Raw genomic sequence first — 13288 nt, 5'->3', positions numbered from 1 at the left:
AGGGGCCCGGTGTCCGGGCCCCTCTTCGTGCGCGTGCGCGCGTCAGTCCTGCTGCTGCCGCTTCGGCCGCCACACCACCAGCGCGCTGGTCTGCTGGACCTCCTGGTACGGCACCAGGTCGCGCCGGTAGGAGGCGTGCACGGCGGCCTCGCGCTGCTGCATCGCGGCCGCCGCGCCGTCCAGGGCCGCCTGCATCTCCGCGAGGCGGGACTGGAGCGCGGCCACCTGGTTCTCCAGTTCGATGATGCGCTTGATGCCGGCCAGGTTGATGCCCTCGTCCTGCGACAACTGCTGCACCTGCCGGAGCAGTTCGATGTCGCGGGCCGAGTAGCGGCGGCCCCGGCCGGCGGTGCGGTCGGGGGAGACCAGGCCCAGGCGGTCGTACTGGCGCAGCGTCTGCGGGTGGAGTCCGGAGAGCTGGGCCGCCACCGAGATGACGTAGACCGGGGTTTCCTCGGTCAGTTCGTACGGCCCACGAAAATTGTCACCGCGTCGACGGCCGTCCATACTCTCAAGCTCCCTTCGCGGCCTCGAACAGCTCCGCCCGCGGGTCCTCGCCCGCGGTCGCCTCGCGATACGCCTCCAGTGCGTCACGAGCCTTCCCCGACAGGTCCTTCGGGACACTCACCTCGACGGTGACCAGGAGATCGCCGCGGGTGCCGTCCTTGCGGACCGCGCCCTTGCCGCGGGCGCGCATGGTGCGGCCGTTGGGCGTGCCGGGCGGCAGTTTCAGGGTGACGGGCGGCCCGCCGAGGGTCGGCACCCGGACCTCGCCGCCGAGGGCGGCCTCGGTGAAGGTCACCGGGACGGTCACCGTCAGGTTGTCGCCCTTGCGGCCGAACACCGGGTGCTCGCCGACGTGGACCACCACGTACAGGTCGCCGGCCGGGCCGCCGCGCTCGCCGGGCGCGCCCTTCCCGCGCAGCCGGATCCGCTGCCCGTCGGTGACGCCCGCCGGGATGCGGACCTGCATGGTCCGCGACGACTTGGCACGCCCGCTGCCCTTGCACTCCATGCAGGGGTGCTCGGCGATCAGGCCGCGGCCCTTGCAGTCGGGGCAGGGGTCGGTGAGCGAGAAGCCGCCGCCGGAGCCCCGCGCGACCTGACCGGTGCCGACGCAGGTCGGGCACACGCGCGGTGTGCCGTTCTTGTCGCCGGTGCCCGAGCAGGCCTTGCAGGGCGCCTGGGAGGACATCCTGAGGGGCACCGTGGCGCCCTCGATGGCCTCCGTGAAGCTGAGCGTGACCTCGGTGTCGATGTCCTGGCCGCGCCGCGGCTGGGTACGTCCCGTGGCCGTACCACCGCGGTTGAACAGGCCCCCGAAGACGTCACCGAGTCCGCCGCCGAAGCCTCCGCCCTGGGCACCGCCCGCTCCTCCGAAGAGGTCGCCCAGGTCGAAGTTGAAGGAGCCGCCGGCCCCTCCGGGACCGGGGCGGAAGCCGCCGTTCCCGAACAGCGCGCGCGCCTCGTCGTACTCCTTGCGCTTCTTGGGGTCGCCCAGGACGTCGTTCGCCTCGGAGATCTCCTTGAAGCGCTCCTCGGCCTTGGCGTTGCCCTTGTTGGCGTCCGGGTGGAACTCGCGCGCGAGCTTCCGGTACGCCTTCTTGATCTCGGCCTCGGTGGCGTCCTTGGGGACGCCGAGGACCTTGTAGTAGTCCTTCTCGATGAAGTCCTTGGTGCTCATCCTCGACGTCCCTCCTTCCGTCCGGTGTCTACGTCAGCCCTCCTCCGGGCCACCGTTGTCCTTCTCGTCGGCCGCCGCGTCCTCGTCGGCGCCCTCGGCCTTGACGGTCTGGGCGCCGGGCTGCGGCTCGGCGACGGCCACCCGCGCGGGGCGGATGGTGCGCTCGCCGATGCGGTACCCCGGCTGCAGGATCGCCACGCAGGTCGTCTCGGTGACGTCCGGCGCGTAGCTGTGCATCAGGGCCTCGTGGATCGTCGGGTCGAAGGGCTCGCCCTCCTTGCCGAACTGCTGCAGACCCATCTTGGCCGCGACGGTCTCCAGCGACTCGGCCACCGACTTGAAGCCGCCGACCAGTTCGCCGTGTTCCCGCGCCCGGCCGATGTCGTCGAGCACGGGCAGCAGCTCGGTCAGGAGGTTCGCGATGGCGATCTCCTTGACCGTGGACCGGTCCCGCTCGACCCGGCGGCGGTAGTTCTGGTACTCGGCCTGGAGCCGCTGGAGGTCCGCCGTGCGCTCACCGAGCGCCGTACGCACCTGGTCCAGTTGGGCGACCAGACCGGCGTTCTCTGCGTTCGCGTCCCCGGCCGGGGCCGCCCCCTCCTCGGAGGAGGCGGCCTTCGGCTCGGCGTCGTCAGGGGTGGCGCCGGAGGGGACGTCGGGCTTCTCCTCGAAACCCGGGGTCTCCTCCGTCATTACGCGGCACCGTCCTTGCGCTCGTCGTCCACGATCTCGGCGTCCACCACGTCGTCCTCGGCCTTGGCGCCACCGGCGGCCGCGCCCTCGGGACCGCCCGCGGCCTGCGCGCCCTGGGCGTCGGCGTACAGCGCCTGGCCCAGCTTCTGCGAGACGGCGGCGACCTTCTCGGTGGCGGTGCGGATCTCGGCCGTGTCCTCGCCCTTGAGGGCTTCCTTCAGCTCGCCGACCGCGGCCTCGACCTCGGTCCTGATCTCACCGGGGACCTTGTCCTCGTTGTCCTTGAGGAACTTCTCCGTCTGGTAGACCAGCTGCTCGCCCTGGTTGCGGGCCTCGGCGGCCTCACGGCGCTTGTGGTCCTCCTCCGCGTAGCGCTCGGCCTCCTCGCGCATGCGGTCGACCTCGTCCTTCGGGAGCGAGGAGCCGCCGGTGACGGTCATCTTCTGCTCCTTGCCGGTGCCGAGGTCCTTCGCCGTGACGTGCATGATGCCGTTGGCGTCGATGTCGAAGGAGACCTCGATCTGCGGGACGCCACGCGGCGCCGGCGGCAGACCGGTCAGCTCGAACATGCCGAGCTTCTTGTTGTACGCCGCGATCTCGCGCTCGCCCTGGTAGACCTGGATCTGCACCGACGGCTGGTTGTCCTCGGCCGTCGTGAAGATCTCGGAGCGCTTGGTCGGGATCGTGGTGTTGCGCTCGATGAGCTTCGTCATGATGCCGCCCTTGGTCTCGATACCGAGGGACAGCGGGGTGACGTCGAGCAGCAGGACGTCCTTGACCTCGCCCTTGAGGACACCGGCCTGGAGCGAGGCGCCGATGGCGACGACCTCGTCCGGGTTCACACCCTTGTTGGCCTCCTTGCCGCCGGTCAGCTCCTTGACGAGCTCGGCGACGGCGGGCATACGGGTGGAGCCACCGACGAGGACGACGTGGTCGATCTCGTTGATGGAGATGCCGGCGTCCTTGATGACGTTGTGGAACGGCGTCTTGCAGCGCTCCAGCAGGTCGGCCGTCAGCTGCTGGAACTGGGCGCGGGTGAGCTTCTCGTCCAGGTGCAGCGGGCCCTCGGCGGACGCCGTGATGTACGGCAGGTTGATCGAGGTCTCCGTGGAGGAGGACAGCTCGATCTTGGCCTTCTCGGCGGCCTCGCGGAGGCGCTGCAGGGCCATCTTGTCCTTGGACAGGTCCACGCCGTGGCCGGACTGGAACTGCTTGACCAGGTAGTCGACGACGCGCTGGTCCCAGTCGTCACCACCGAGGTGGTTGTCACCGTTGGTGGCCTTCACCTCGACGACGCCGTCGCCGATCTCCAGCAGGGACACGTCGAAGGTGCCGCCGCCGAGGTCGAAGACGAGGATCGTCTGGTCGTCCTTGTCGAGGCCGTAGGCCAGCGCGGCCGCGGTCGGCTCGTTGACGATGCGCAGGACGTTCAGACCGGCGATCTCGCCGGCCTCCTTGGTCGCCTGGCGCTCGGAGTCGTTGAAGTACGCCGGGACGGTGATGACCGCGTCGGTCACCTTCTCGCCCAGGTAGGACTCGGCGTCCCGCTTCAGCTTCTGCAGGATGAACGCGGAGATCTGCTGGGGGTTGAAGTCCTTCCCGTCCAGCTGGATCTTCCAGTCGGTGCCCATGTGACGCTTCACCGAGCGGATGGTCCGGTCCACGTTCGTGACCGCCTGGCGCTTGGCGACCTCGCCGACGAGCACTTCACCGTTCTTGGCGAAGGCGACGACGGACGGCGTGGTCCTGGCACCCTCGGCGTTGGTGATGACGGTGGGCTCGCCGCCCTCCAGAACGCTGACGACGGAGTTAGTCGTGCCCAGGTCGATGCCGACCGCACGTGCCATGGTTGATTCCTCCAGCTGACTTGAGTGGAACAGACTCAAGTGTGCATGAGCCGGACCGATGGGTCAACAGACCTGAGTCAGCCAGACTCAACTCTTATCCGTTCCTTACACGCAAGTGCCCGCTGACCTGCGTCGATGGCGGGCGGCGCCCTTGCGGAACGGGAATCAGAAGGAGTACGACCACGGCCAGCACCACCCCGCCGGCCACCCAGAGCACGGCCCGCTCCCCCGTCCACCCGGTGTGCACGAGCACCCCCACGAGCACCGAGGAGAACGAGCCCGCCCCGAGCAGGACGACCGATCCCTGCGGGGTCAGCCCGAGCCGCCGCAGCCGGTGCGCGAGGTGGTCCGGGCCGCGCCGCAGCAGCGGCCGCCGGGCCACTCCGCGGGCGAGGACCACGAGCAGGGCGTCGGCGACGGCCACGGCACCGAGGCAGAACACCACCGCCGCGCTCGGACCGATGTCGTACCCCGCACGGGTGAAGACAACCGCGGACGAGAGCACGAACCCGGTGAACAGCGAGCCGCAGGCACCCAGGCCGATCCGTGCGGGGTGCCAGTTGTGCATCAGGAAGCCGGTGAGGGCGGCGGCGACCACGCTCAGCAGCACGGCGAGCCCGTCCATCACCTCGGCGGCGGCGCAGACCCCCGCGCCGAAGGCGGTGATCACCCCGACCGTCCCGGCCAGCCCGTCGGTGTGGTCGAGCCCCTTGAAGGCGAGGGTGGCCAGCACGATCCAGCCGACGGCCAGCAGCCCGCCCGGCAGGCCCGTCTCGTCGTACGGCACCACGCAGACCGCCGCCACGGTCGTACCGGCGACGAGCACGCGCGCGCGGAGCCGCCACACGTCGGCCACCAGGCCGAGGCCGGCGACCGCGGCGGCGGCCACGAGCAGCCCGTCGACCCCCTCCCCGAGCGGGGCGACCCGGGTCCACTCGCCCGCCCCGGCGACCAGACAGGTGACGACGACGACGGCGAGTCCCCCGAGGAGCGGCAGCGGCCGCTGCCGTCGGCGGTCGAGGATTCCGGCCCTCAGCGCGGGCAGCCGGAGCACCGCCGCGAGCACGGCGGTGCAGAGCAGAGCGGCGGTGGCGGCGGCGATCCCGTAGAGCACGGCTCTAAGGTAGGGGCGAAAGTATCAATTCGGTACGAATAACACGATCTGATTGCCCGGCGGCGACCCAGATCACCCCGCGGCCTGCTGCATCCCGACGGAAGATGGGGGTAGTCTCAGACGGACTACATAAGTTACCGCTTAGTAATGTCGGCCGCCTCAGGAGCCCCAATGCAACTCGCCGCGATCATCGTGTCGCTGGTCCTGATCGTGGTCGGCGTGGCACTGTTCGGCCGCGCCCTCCTCCAGATCTTCAACCAACTGCGGCTGGGCCAGCCGGTGCCGGCCGGCAGCCGGACCAACGATCCCGCACAGCGCACCCTCACCGTGGTCCGGGAGTTCCTCGGCCACACGAGGATGAACCGCTGGGGCGTCGTCGGCGTGGCGCACTGGTTCGTCGCCGTGGGCTTCCTCACGCTGCTGCTGACCATCGTCAACGCCATCGGGCAGCTCTTCAAGGCCGACTGGCTGCTGCCGGTCCTCGGCGAGTGGGCGCCGTACAACGTCTACGTCGAGTTCATCGGCACGATGACGATCGTCGGCATCCTCGTCCTGATCGCGATCCGCCAGCTGAGCCACCCGCGCAGGCCGGGCCGCAAGTCCCGGTTCGCCGGCTCCAACTTCGGCCAGGCGTACTTCGTCGAGGCCGTCATCCTCATCGTCGGCGTCTGCATCTTCATGCTGCACGCCCTGGAGGGCGCCCAGCACCACGTGGACGGCTACGAGGCCTCCTTCTTCCTCTCGTACCCGGTCGTGTCGTGGCTGGAGGGCATGGACGTCTCCACCCTCCAGAACCTCACCTACTTCTTCGCCGGCCTGAAGATCGCGACCTCCTTCATCTGGATGATCACGGTCGCCCTGAAGACCGACATGGGCGTGGCCTGGCACCGCTTCCTGGCCTTCCCGAACATCTGGTTCAAGCGCAACGCCACCGGCGAGACCTCCCTCGGCGCCCTGCTCCCGATGACCTCCGGCGGCAAGCCGATCGACTTCACCGACCCCGGTGACGACGACGTCTTCGGCGTCTCCCAGGTCGAGCAGTTCTCCTGGAAGGGCCTGCTGGACTTCTCCACCTGCACCGAGTGCGGCCGCTGCCAGTCGCAGTGCCCGGCCTGGAACACCGGCAAGCCGCTCTCCCCGAAGCTGCTGATCATGTCGCTGCGGGACCACGCGCACGCCAAGGCGCCGTACCTGCTGGCCGGCGGCGGCAAGACCATGGAGGGCGAGGAGAAGGCGTCCGAGGAGCAGCTGGCGGGCGTCCCCGCGGCCGCTCTCGCCGAGGCCGAGCGCCCGCTGATCGGCACCGCCGAGGAGAACGGCGTCATCGACCCGGACGTCCTGTGGTCCTGCACCACCTGCGGCGCCTGCGTCGAGCAGTGCCCGGTGGACATCGAGCACGTCGACCACATCGTGGACATGCGCCGCTACCAGGTCATGATCGAGAGTGCCTTCCCCTCCGAGGCGGGCACGATGCTCAAGAACCTGGAGAAGAAGGGCAACCCCTGGGGCCTGGCCAAGAAGCAGCGCCTGGAGTGGACCAAGGAGGTCGACTTCGAGGTCCCGGTCGTCGGCAGGGACATCGAGGACCTCACCGAGGTCGAGTACCTGTACTGGGTCGGCTGCGCGGGCGCGCTGGAAGACCGCGCCAAGAAGACGACGAAGGCCTTCGCCGAACTCCTCCACATCGCGGGCGTCAAGTTCGCGATCATGGGCGGCGACGAGAAGTGCACCGGTGACTCCGCCCGCCGCCTCGGCAACGAGCCCCTGTTCCAGGAGCTCGGCATGGAGAACGTGATGGCCCTGAACACCGCGTTCGGCGAGGAGCTGGACGACGAGGGCAAGGTCGTGCCGGAGTCCGCGAAGCCGAGGTCGGCGAAGAAGATCGTCGCCACCTGCCCGCACTGCCTGAACACGATCGGCAACGAGTACCCGCAGCTCGGCGGCGACTACGAGGTCATCCACCACACCCAGCTGCTCCAGCACCTGGTGGACGAGGGCAAGCTCGTCCCGGTCACCCCGGTCGAGGGCATCATCACCTACCACGACCCGTGCTACCTGGGCCGCCACAACAAGATCTACACGCCTCCGCGCGAGATCATCGGCAAGGTCCCGGGCCTGCGCAACGAGGAGATGCACCGCCACAAGGAGCGCGGCTTCTGCTGCGGCGCCGGCGGCGCCCGGATGTGGATGGAAGAGCGCATCGGCAAGCGCATCAACAACGAGCGCGTCGACGAGGCCCTGTCCCTCAACCCGGACATTGTCTCCACCGCCTGCCCGTTCTGCCTGGTCATGCTCACCGACTCGGTGAACGGCAAGAAGAACGACGGCAAGGCGAAGGAGTCCATCCAGGTCGTGGACGTCGCCCAGCTGCTGCTGGACTCCGTCAGGACCCCGCTCGACCCGACGGGCGAGCCGGAGCCGGAGACCGAGCCGGAGCCCGAGCCGGTGAAGTAACGGCCCCTGGAACCCGACGGCGCCCCCTGACCCGCACAGGCAGGGGGCGCCGTCGTGTCCGTGCACGGCCGCGCCGGCTCAGTCCGGCCGCTCCAGCCGTCGGCCGCGGCGCTCCGCGACCCGGAGGGCGTCGCCGAGGGCCTCGGTCAGACGGTCGGCGAGGAAACGGAGTTCGCCCGGCGCGCTGTCCGGCAGGATCTCCCGCGCGTGGGCGAGCAGCCGGCCGCCCATGCCGAGCTGCACGGACTCCGTGGTGTCGGCCAGCCGGGACAGCGGCCCGCCCCCGTCGTCGGTGATCAGGTAGCAGGGCTTGCCCCCGTCACCGGTCCAGGGCAGCAGCCGCGGCGACTCGCTCACGCGGCCTCCCATGCCTGGGCCCAGGCCAGATACGGCCGTACGGCCCTCACGGCGGTGGGGTCGAGGGGGGTGTCGAGGCCGTAGGGACTGCGGTGGCGCGGGAGGGGCGGGGGGGCGGCCCGTCCGGGGGCCGGCCGCGGGTGCAGGGCGCGGCGGGCGTTCCCCTCCGGGTGAGAGGAACAGGAACCCCGCCCAGGCCCCGAGGCGGCGGATAGGGTCGGTCACGTCGTCAGCTCCGAATCAGCTGGTGGCCATGCCCCCGGGCGGCTGCAACCGTCGCGGGGGTTCTTCGTCAGCCCACCGTAGCGGATGCGTGCTATGGCATGCTAGGTATTCCCTGTATCGCACAGATGTACAGGCATGCCGATGATGGTGGGGTGATGGAGTTCGCCCCCGACATCCCCCGCTGGCGTCAGGTCGCCGAGATCGTCCGGCGCCGCATCGCGGACGGCACGTACACACCGCGTTCCAGAGTGCCGTCCGTCGTACAGCTCACGGCGGAGTTCGGGATCGCCAACGCGACGGCCCACAAGGTGCTGCGGGCTCTGCGCGAAGAAGGCCTCACCTACACCGAACCCGGCCTCGGCTCCTTCGTCGCCAAGCGCCCCGCCGAGGAAGCCCAGCCGCCCGCGTAGGGCCGACCGGCGACGGGGCGCCCGCGGAACCGCGCTACGCGCCCTTGGGCGCGGCCTGCTGCACCACCTCGAAGGACCACAGGGTGGAACCGGAGGCCGCCGGCCTCGGGCGCTCGGCGCCCTCGCCGCCGCCCTGGTGCGCGGACTTCATCGGCCCCTCCATCCAGGCCTGGAACGACTCCTCGTCACGCCAGCGGGTGTACACGAGGTACTGGTCGGTGCCCTCGACGGGGCGCAGCAGCTCGAACCACTCGAAGCCGTCGGAGTTCTCCACCGCGTGGGCCCGCGAGGCGAACCGCTGCTCCAGCACCTCCCGCTGCTCGGCGGGCACGGTCAGTACGTTGATTTTTACTACGCTAGACACACGACACCTCTCGTCAAACGGGGCCTCGACTGGACCCCTGACCTGGACCATGTGCGCGCAGTGTCCTACATCCGACAGTCAAGGAAGCGTGAGGACGACTCCGCGTCGTCCCCCGAAGCCCAGCGGACCAAGTGCGAGGCACTGATCACAGCCAGGGCCGGGACAACGTGGGCCACTTCGCCGACGTCGGTAAATCCGGCTGGGACCCCGAGGTCGTCCGGCCGGAGTTCGAGGAGATGATGTCCTGGGCACTGGGCGGCATGACCGCATCAGCCATGGCTCGCAAGCTGAACACTGAGGGCGTACCGACCAAGGCAGCGGGGCATGTCAGCGCGTGTGACCGCCCGCCGGGCCCGAGGCATTAGCCAGCCGCTGGAGCGTACGACGTGGGTGTCGTCCACTGTGCTCCGCATCCTCCGTGACCCGCGCCTTGCCGACTACGCCGTCGAACGCCAGGGGACGAAGCGCGTCATCCTGCGCGACGACTCAGGGGCCCGCTGGTGGCGCATGAGGGCATCGTTCCCGCCGATGACTGGTGGCGGCTTCAGGACGTACTCGATCGGACGCTTGCCGACACTGAGTGACCCGGCCCGTTCGAGAGACCGTCTGCCCCTCGTGGTGGACGGTCTCTCGCATGTCGGGGCATCGGGGGTGGGGCAATCTCTGGACAAGCGCGCCCCGCGGACCCGGCCCCAAGACCCGCACACGTTCCCGCGAAATACAGCCCCGGGTCTGTGTGAAAGGCCGCCAGCAGCCCGCCACGGTCGGCGTAGCCTCATCCTGTCCCATGCGGCGGCCGGTGCCGCACGGCACTCGCGGCCCTTGCGCCGGCAAGGGGCCGGCCGGGGTACGGCGGCCGTGGCGACACCCCTGGCCCGCGGTGCCGCGGCCGTCCGGTTCCCCCTCGGACGGCACACTCGGCGGCCCCGCGTGCGGGTGGGTGGTGATGTCGCGCCGGTGCCCCGTCGGCCGCCGTCGGACCGACGGCCGGGGCGGCCCGGAATCAGGATCGCGCCTGTTCCTCGGCCTCGCCCTCGGGCGACACCCCGGCCGTACCCACCCGCAGCTGCTCGGTGATCTGGACGAACGCGGCGCGCAGGTGTTCCGGGATGCCGAGGGCCGCCGCCGCCTGCTCGGCGGAGAGGGCCGCGGCCGGTGACGGCACGGCGGGCGGGGCGGGCGCCTGGGGCAGGTCCTCCTCCGTCAGCTTGCCGGACCGGATGAGGACCTCGCGGACGGGGACGCCGAGGGCGCGGGCGAGCCCCCGCATGGTGTCCAGGTCCGGCATGCTCTGTCGTTGCAGCAGCCGGGTGACGGCCGCCCGGTGCACACCCGCGTCCTCGGCGAGCTTGGTCTTGCCGCCGCCACGCGGGCTGTCGATGTCGTAGCCGCGCGCCCGCATCACGTCCTCGACCCAGCCGGCGAAATCCTCGATGTGCTCGGCATCGCTCTTCATCTGTGGTGCTCCCCTGTTCTTCGGTTCCCCCCCGTGCCCACTCTAGCGTTCGCGCGCACACGAAATATGTGGGTGCGCGCACGCACAGCAGTAAGGATTCCGTGAAAGAGCAGGCGCGTCGACCCCACCCGCCGAACCGGCCGGCAGTGTCATATTCCATTGCGCGCGCCCACGCAACATGTGACACTGTGTGCGCGCACGCAACAAGTAGTCCCGGTAAGCCCGCCGGTACGGCCTTCCCGGCCGCCCTGCCCGCCGGCCTCCTGTGCCGACCCGCCCGTCGACACCGCCTCACCGCCGACAGCGCCCCACCGTCGACACCACCTCCCGCCGCCAAGCGATCGGAGTGCCCTTCCATGAGTTTCGACCCCGCCCGTCAGGACACCGCACGCGCCGCCCGCTGGATCGACATCCTCGCCCGCCAGTTCCCCGATCTGCTCGCGGAGCTGACCCCGGGCGGTGGTCGCGCCGGCATCTCGGCCGGCCGCTCCCGTGGCGCCGGCGGCGGCGCGGGAGCGGCCCCGATCCGGCTCCACGTCTCCGACGCCCTGCGGGACATCACCGACGGCGTGACCGAACTGGAGGAGGCGGTACGGGACAAGCTGGGGCTCGGCCGCGCGCCGCGCGCCGACGTGCCGGAGCGGCTGCGCCGCATCGCCGGGCTGCTGGACCGGGTCGCCGACCACCCCGCCCTCGCCCGCCACGTCCTGGACGAGTGCCGGCGCATGGCCCGCCGCGGTGGCCGCACCCTCGGCACGCCGGAGGCGATGGTCCGCGTCGACGGCCGCTGCCCGTGGTGCGACTCGGTCTCCCTGCGCGCGCTGCCCGCCGCGCGGACCGTTCTGTGCGTCAACCCCGGCTGCCGGTGCACGGATCCGGGGTGCGCGTGTGCCGACGACCCGGGCCACCGGCACAGCTGGGCGGAGTCCGCGTGGGAGCGGCTCGCCCGGGAGGCCGGCGCGGATCCCGAGGCGATCACCGCGGCGGTCGACGCCGCCGAGGCTGCGGAAGAGGCCGCCCGATGAGCCGTACGCCGAGCCGGCTGCTGCCCGCCGGGCCGACCCTGGTGACCGGCCCGGCGGCCGCGGCGGAAGCGGGGGTCACGGCCGCGACCGTGCGCAAGTGGGTGCAGCTGGGCCGGCTGACCGCGGCCGGCAAGCAGGGCCGGGCCCACCTCTTCCGCCTGGAGGACGTCTTCGCCGCCGAGCGGGCGGCGCGGGGGCGGTCCGGTCGCGACTGACCGCGCCTCCCGTCCGATCGCCCCGTCGCACCCTGAGGTGCGGCGGGGCGATCCGCGTTTCCGGGCGCCTTCGCGGCTCCTCCAAAACTCGGTGTTGCGCTCGCGCTCGCAACATGTCACAGTTGGTGCAGCGGCGGAGCTGTGCCCGGTGCCGGAAACGGCCCCCGGACACCGGCCCGCCGCTTCGTCGTAGCCACCCCCTCCGCGAAGGGAGGCCCTACCGTGGCCGATCCGACGGTCACCTTCCCCGACGTCGAACGACTCGTCGTCGACTACCTGAAGACCCGCGCCGAACTCGCCACCGCCACCGTGGACAACGTCCCGCCGGGCGGTTTCGACGGCACCCAGCAGGTCGTCCTGGTCTCCCGCTCCGGCGGGGCCTGGATCGACGACCAGCGTCTCGACCAGCCGCTGGTGGACTTCGAGGTCTACGGCCCCGACAAGACCACCGCGCACACCCTGGCCCTGAAGGTCCGCTCGGCAGTCCTCACGCTGCGCGGCACCCTCTACGGCACGGCGCGCGTCACCGACGTCGTCGAGGCCGACGGCCCGCGCTGGCTGCCCGACTGGAACCGGTCGGCGGCCAACCGCTACTACTCCACGGTCCGGCTGCTCATCCACACGGCCTGAGCGCCGCCCCCGAACAGGCCCTGCCCGCCTTCCCGTGAACGGCAGGGCCTTCGCGCTGTCCGGACGCCTCCCGGTGCCGGGCAATTCACCATCCACTCAGAGGAGTTACGCATGGCTGGCAACAACGCCAACGAGATCCGCGTCGCCGGTACCGGACGCATCCTGGTCGCCCCGGTCGGCACGGCCGCGCCGACCGACACCGCCGCGGCCTGGGCGGCGGCCTGGAGGGACCTCGGCTACACCTCGCAGGACGGCATCAAGCTGTCCAAGAAGGACAAGCTGGACCCGGTCGAGACCTGGCAGTCCGTCTCCCCGGCCCGGTTCATCTACTCGGACCGCGACCTGACCGTGAAGTTCCAGCTGCTCCAGCTGAACGAGGACACCCTGCCGTTCTTCATGGGCGGCGACAACCTCGCCGAGACGGCCACCGGCTCCGGCATCTACAAGTACGACCTGGCCGTCGCCCCGAAGTTCAACGAGAAGGCGCTGGGCATCGAGTTCACCGACGGCAGCTCGATCACCTACCGCTTCGTCATCCCGCGCGGCCAGGTCACCGAGACCGAGGAGCTGTCGCTGACCCGCACGGCCTCCATCAAGCTCGGCGTCACCTTCACGGCCCTGTCGGTCGACGACACCAAGCCGCTTGCCACCTTCCTGATGAAGGACCCGGCGTACAGCACGGCCTCCTGACTCTTCCCCTCCCCCGGCGGGGGGGGGGGGGGGGGCGCCCGCCCCGCCCCCCCCCCCCCCCCCCCCCCCCCCCACGCACGCACAACGACGATAGAATCGAAAGTGCGTGGGCAGACGCCGCCCC

Annotated in this window: 14 protein-coding genes; 6 read left to right on the top strand and 8 right to left on the bottom strand. The window is 70.9% G+C overall.

Translation table 11 applies throughout. The annotated features are described in order from the left end of the window. Nucleotides 1–42 precede the first annotated feature (42 nt). The 5 genes from ACZ3ZD_RS00070 to ACZ3ZD_RS00050 all read right to left on the bottom strand — a co-directional run bounded on the left by ACZ3ZD_RS00070 (nt 43) and on the right by ACZ3ZD_RS00050 (nt 5338). Nucleotides 43–507, bottom strand: a complete 465-nt coding sequence (locus ACZ3ZD_RS00070; protein ID WP_467391836.1) for a heat shock protein transcriptional repressor HspR — start codon at nt 505–507, stop codon at nt 43–45. 4 nt (nt 508–511) lie between these two features. Beyond that, on the bottom strand, nt 512–1684 hold the full coding sequence (dnaJ, locus tag ACZ3ZD_RS00065; protein WP_467391834.1) for a molecular chaperone DnaJ: 1173 nt from the start codon (nt 1682–1684) through the stop codon (nt 512–514). Nucleotides 1685–1717: 33 nt separating this feature from the next. Further along, complete coding sequence (grpE, locus tag ACZ3ZD_RS00060) at nt 1718–2377, bottom strand: nucleotide exchange factor GrpE (RefSeq protein WP_467391832.1); 660 nt, start codon at nt 2375–2377, stop codon at nt 1718–1720. Continuing rightward, nucleotides 2377–4224 (bottom strand): molecular chaperone DnaK, encoded by a 1848-nt coding sequence (dnaK, locus tag ACZ3ZD_RS00055; protein ID WP_467391830.1) that lies wholly within the window; start codon nt 4222–4224, stop codon nt 2377–2379. Before dnaK ends, grpE begins: the two co-directional genes overlap by 1 nt. Nucleotides 4225–4318: 94 nt before the next feature. After that, nucleotides 4319–5338: an MraY family glycosyltransferase gene (locus tag ACZ3ZD_RS00050; RefSeq protein ID WP_467391828.1), complete on the bottom strand. Its 1020-nt coding sequence runs from the start codon at nt 5336–5338 to the stop codon at nt 4319–4321. 171 nt (nt 5339–5509) lie between these two features. On the opposite strand from ACZ3ZD_RS00050, the gene ACZ3ZD_RS00045 reads away from it, so the two are divergent. Then, nucleotides 5510–7792 carry a (Fe-S)-binding protein gene (locus ACZ3ZD_RS00045; RefSeq protein ID WP_467391826.1) on the top strand — a complete coding sequence of 761 codons (2283 nt, stop codon included), beginning with the start codon at nt 5510–5512 and terminating at the stop codon, nt 7790–7792. A 78-nt stretch (nt 7793–7870) separates the two neighbouring features. Here the strand turns inward: ACZ3ZD_RS00045 and ACZ3ZD_RS00040 are convergent, their stop codons facing one another. Further along, a complete protein-coding gene (locus ACZ3ZD_RS00040; RefSeq protein ID WP_467391824.1) occupies nt 7871–8161 on the bottom strand; it encodes a hypothetical protein in 291 nt (96 codons plus the stop codon). A gap of 368 nt (nt 8162–8529) precedes the next feature. Here ACZ3ZD_RS00040 and ACZ3ZD_RS00035 point away from each other — a divergent pair, with 368 nt between their 5' ends. Next, nucleotides 8530–8784: a GntR family transcriptional regulator gene (locus tag ACZ3ZD_RS00035; RefSeq protein ID WP_467391822.1), complete on the top strand. Its 255-nt coding sequence runs from the start codon at nt 8530–8532 to the stop codon at nt 8782–8784. A gap of 34 nt (nt 8785–8818) precedes the next feature. Here ACZ3ZD_RS00035 and ACZ3ZD_RS00030 read toward each other — a convergent pair whose 3' ends face one another. Then, nucleotides 8819–9148, bottom strand: a complete 330-nt coding sequence (locus tag ACZ3ZD_RS00030; RefSeq protein ID WP_467391820.1) for an antibiotic biosynthesis monooxygenase family protein — start codon at nt 9146–9148, stop codon at nt 8819–8821. A gap of 1003 nt (nt 9149–10151) precedes the next feature. Further along, nucleotides 10152–10604 (bottom strand): helix-turn-helix domain-containing protein, encoded by a 453-nt coding sequence (locus ACZ3ZD_RS00025; RefSeq protein ID WP_467391818.1) that lies wholly within the window; start codon nt 10602–10604, stop codon nt 10152–10154. Between the two features lie 356 nt (nt 10605–10960). Here ACZ3ZD_RS00025 and ACZ3ZD_RS00020 point away from each other — a divergent pair, with 356 nt between their 5' ends. The 4 genes from ACZ3ZD_RS00020 to ACZ3ZD_RS00005 all read left to right on the top strand — a co-directional run bounded on the left by ACZ3ZD_RS00020 (nt 10961) and on the right by ACZ3ZD_RS00005 (nt 13164). Beyond that, nucleotides 10961–11629: a hypothetical protein gene (locus tag ACZ3ZD_RS00020; protein WP_467391816.1), complete on the top strand. Its 669-nt coding sequence runs from the start codon at nt 10961–10963 to the stop codon at nt 11627–11629. Further along, nucleotides 11626–11844: a hypothetical protein gene (locus ACZ3ZD_RS00015; protein WP_358639655.1), complete on the top strand. Its 219-nt coding sequence runs from the start codon at nt 11626–11628 to the stop codon at nt 11842–11844. Before ACZ3ZD_RS00020 ends, ACZ3ZD_RS00015 begins: the two co-directional genes overlap by 4 nt. Before the next feature lie 222 nt (nt 11845–12066). Next, nucleotides 12067–12474 carry a hypothetical protein gene (locus ACZ3ZD_RS00010; protein ID WP_030342365.1) on the top strand — a complete coding sequence of 136 codons (408 nt, stop codon included), beginning with the start codon at nt 12067–12069 and terminating at the stop codon, nt 12472–12474. Nucleotides 12475–12585: 111 nt separating this feature from the next. Beyond that, nucleotides 12586–13164 carry a phage tail tube protein gene (locus ACZ3ZD_RS00005; protein WP_467391813.1) on the top strand — a complete coding sequence of 193 codons (579 nt, stop codon included), beginning with the start codon at nt 12586–12588 and terminating at the stop codon, nt 13162–13164. Nucleotides 13165–13288 lie beyond the last annotated feature (124 nt).

It is taken from the genome of Streptomyces sp. NPDC023481 (assembly GCF_055560195.1).
Note: the sequence above shows the minus strand (reverse complement) of the source record. Positions and strands in the feature narration are given on the sequence as shown.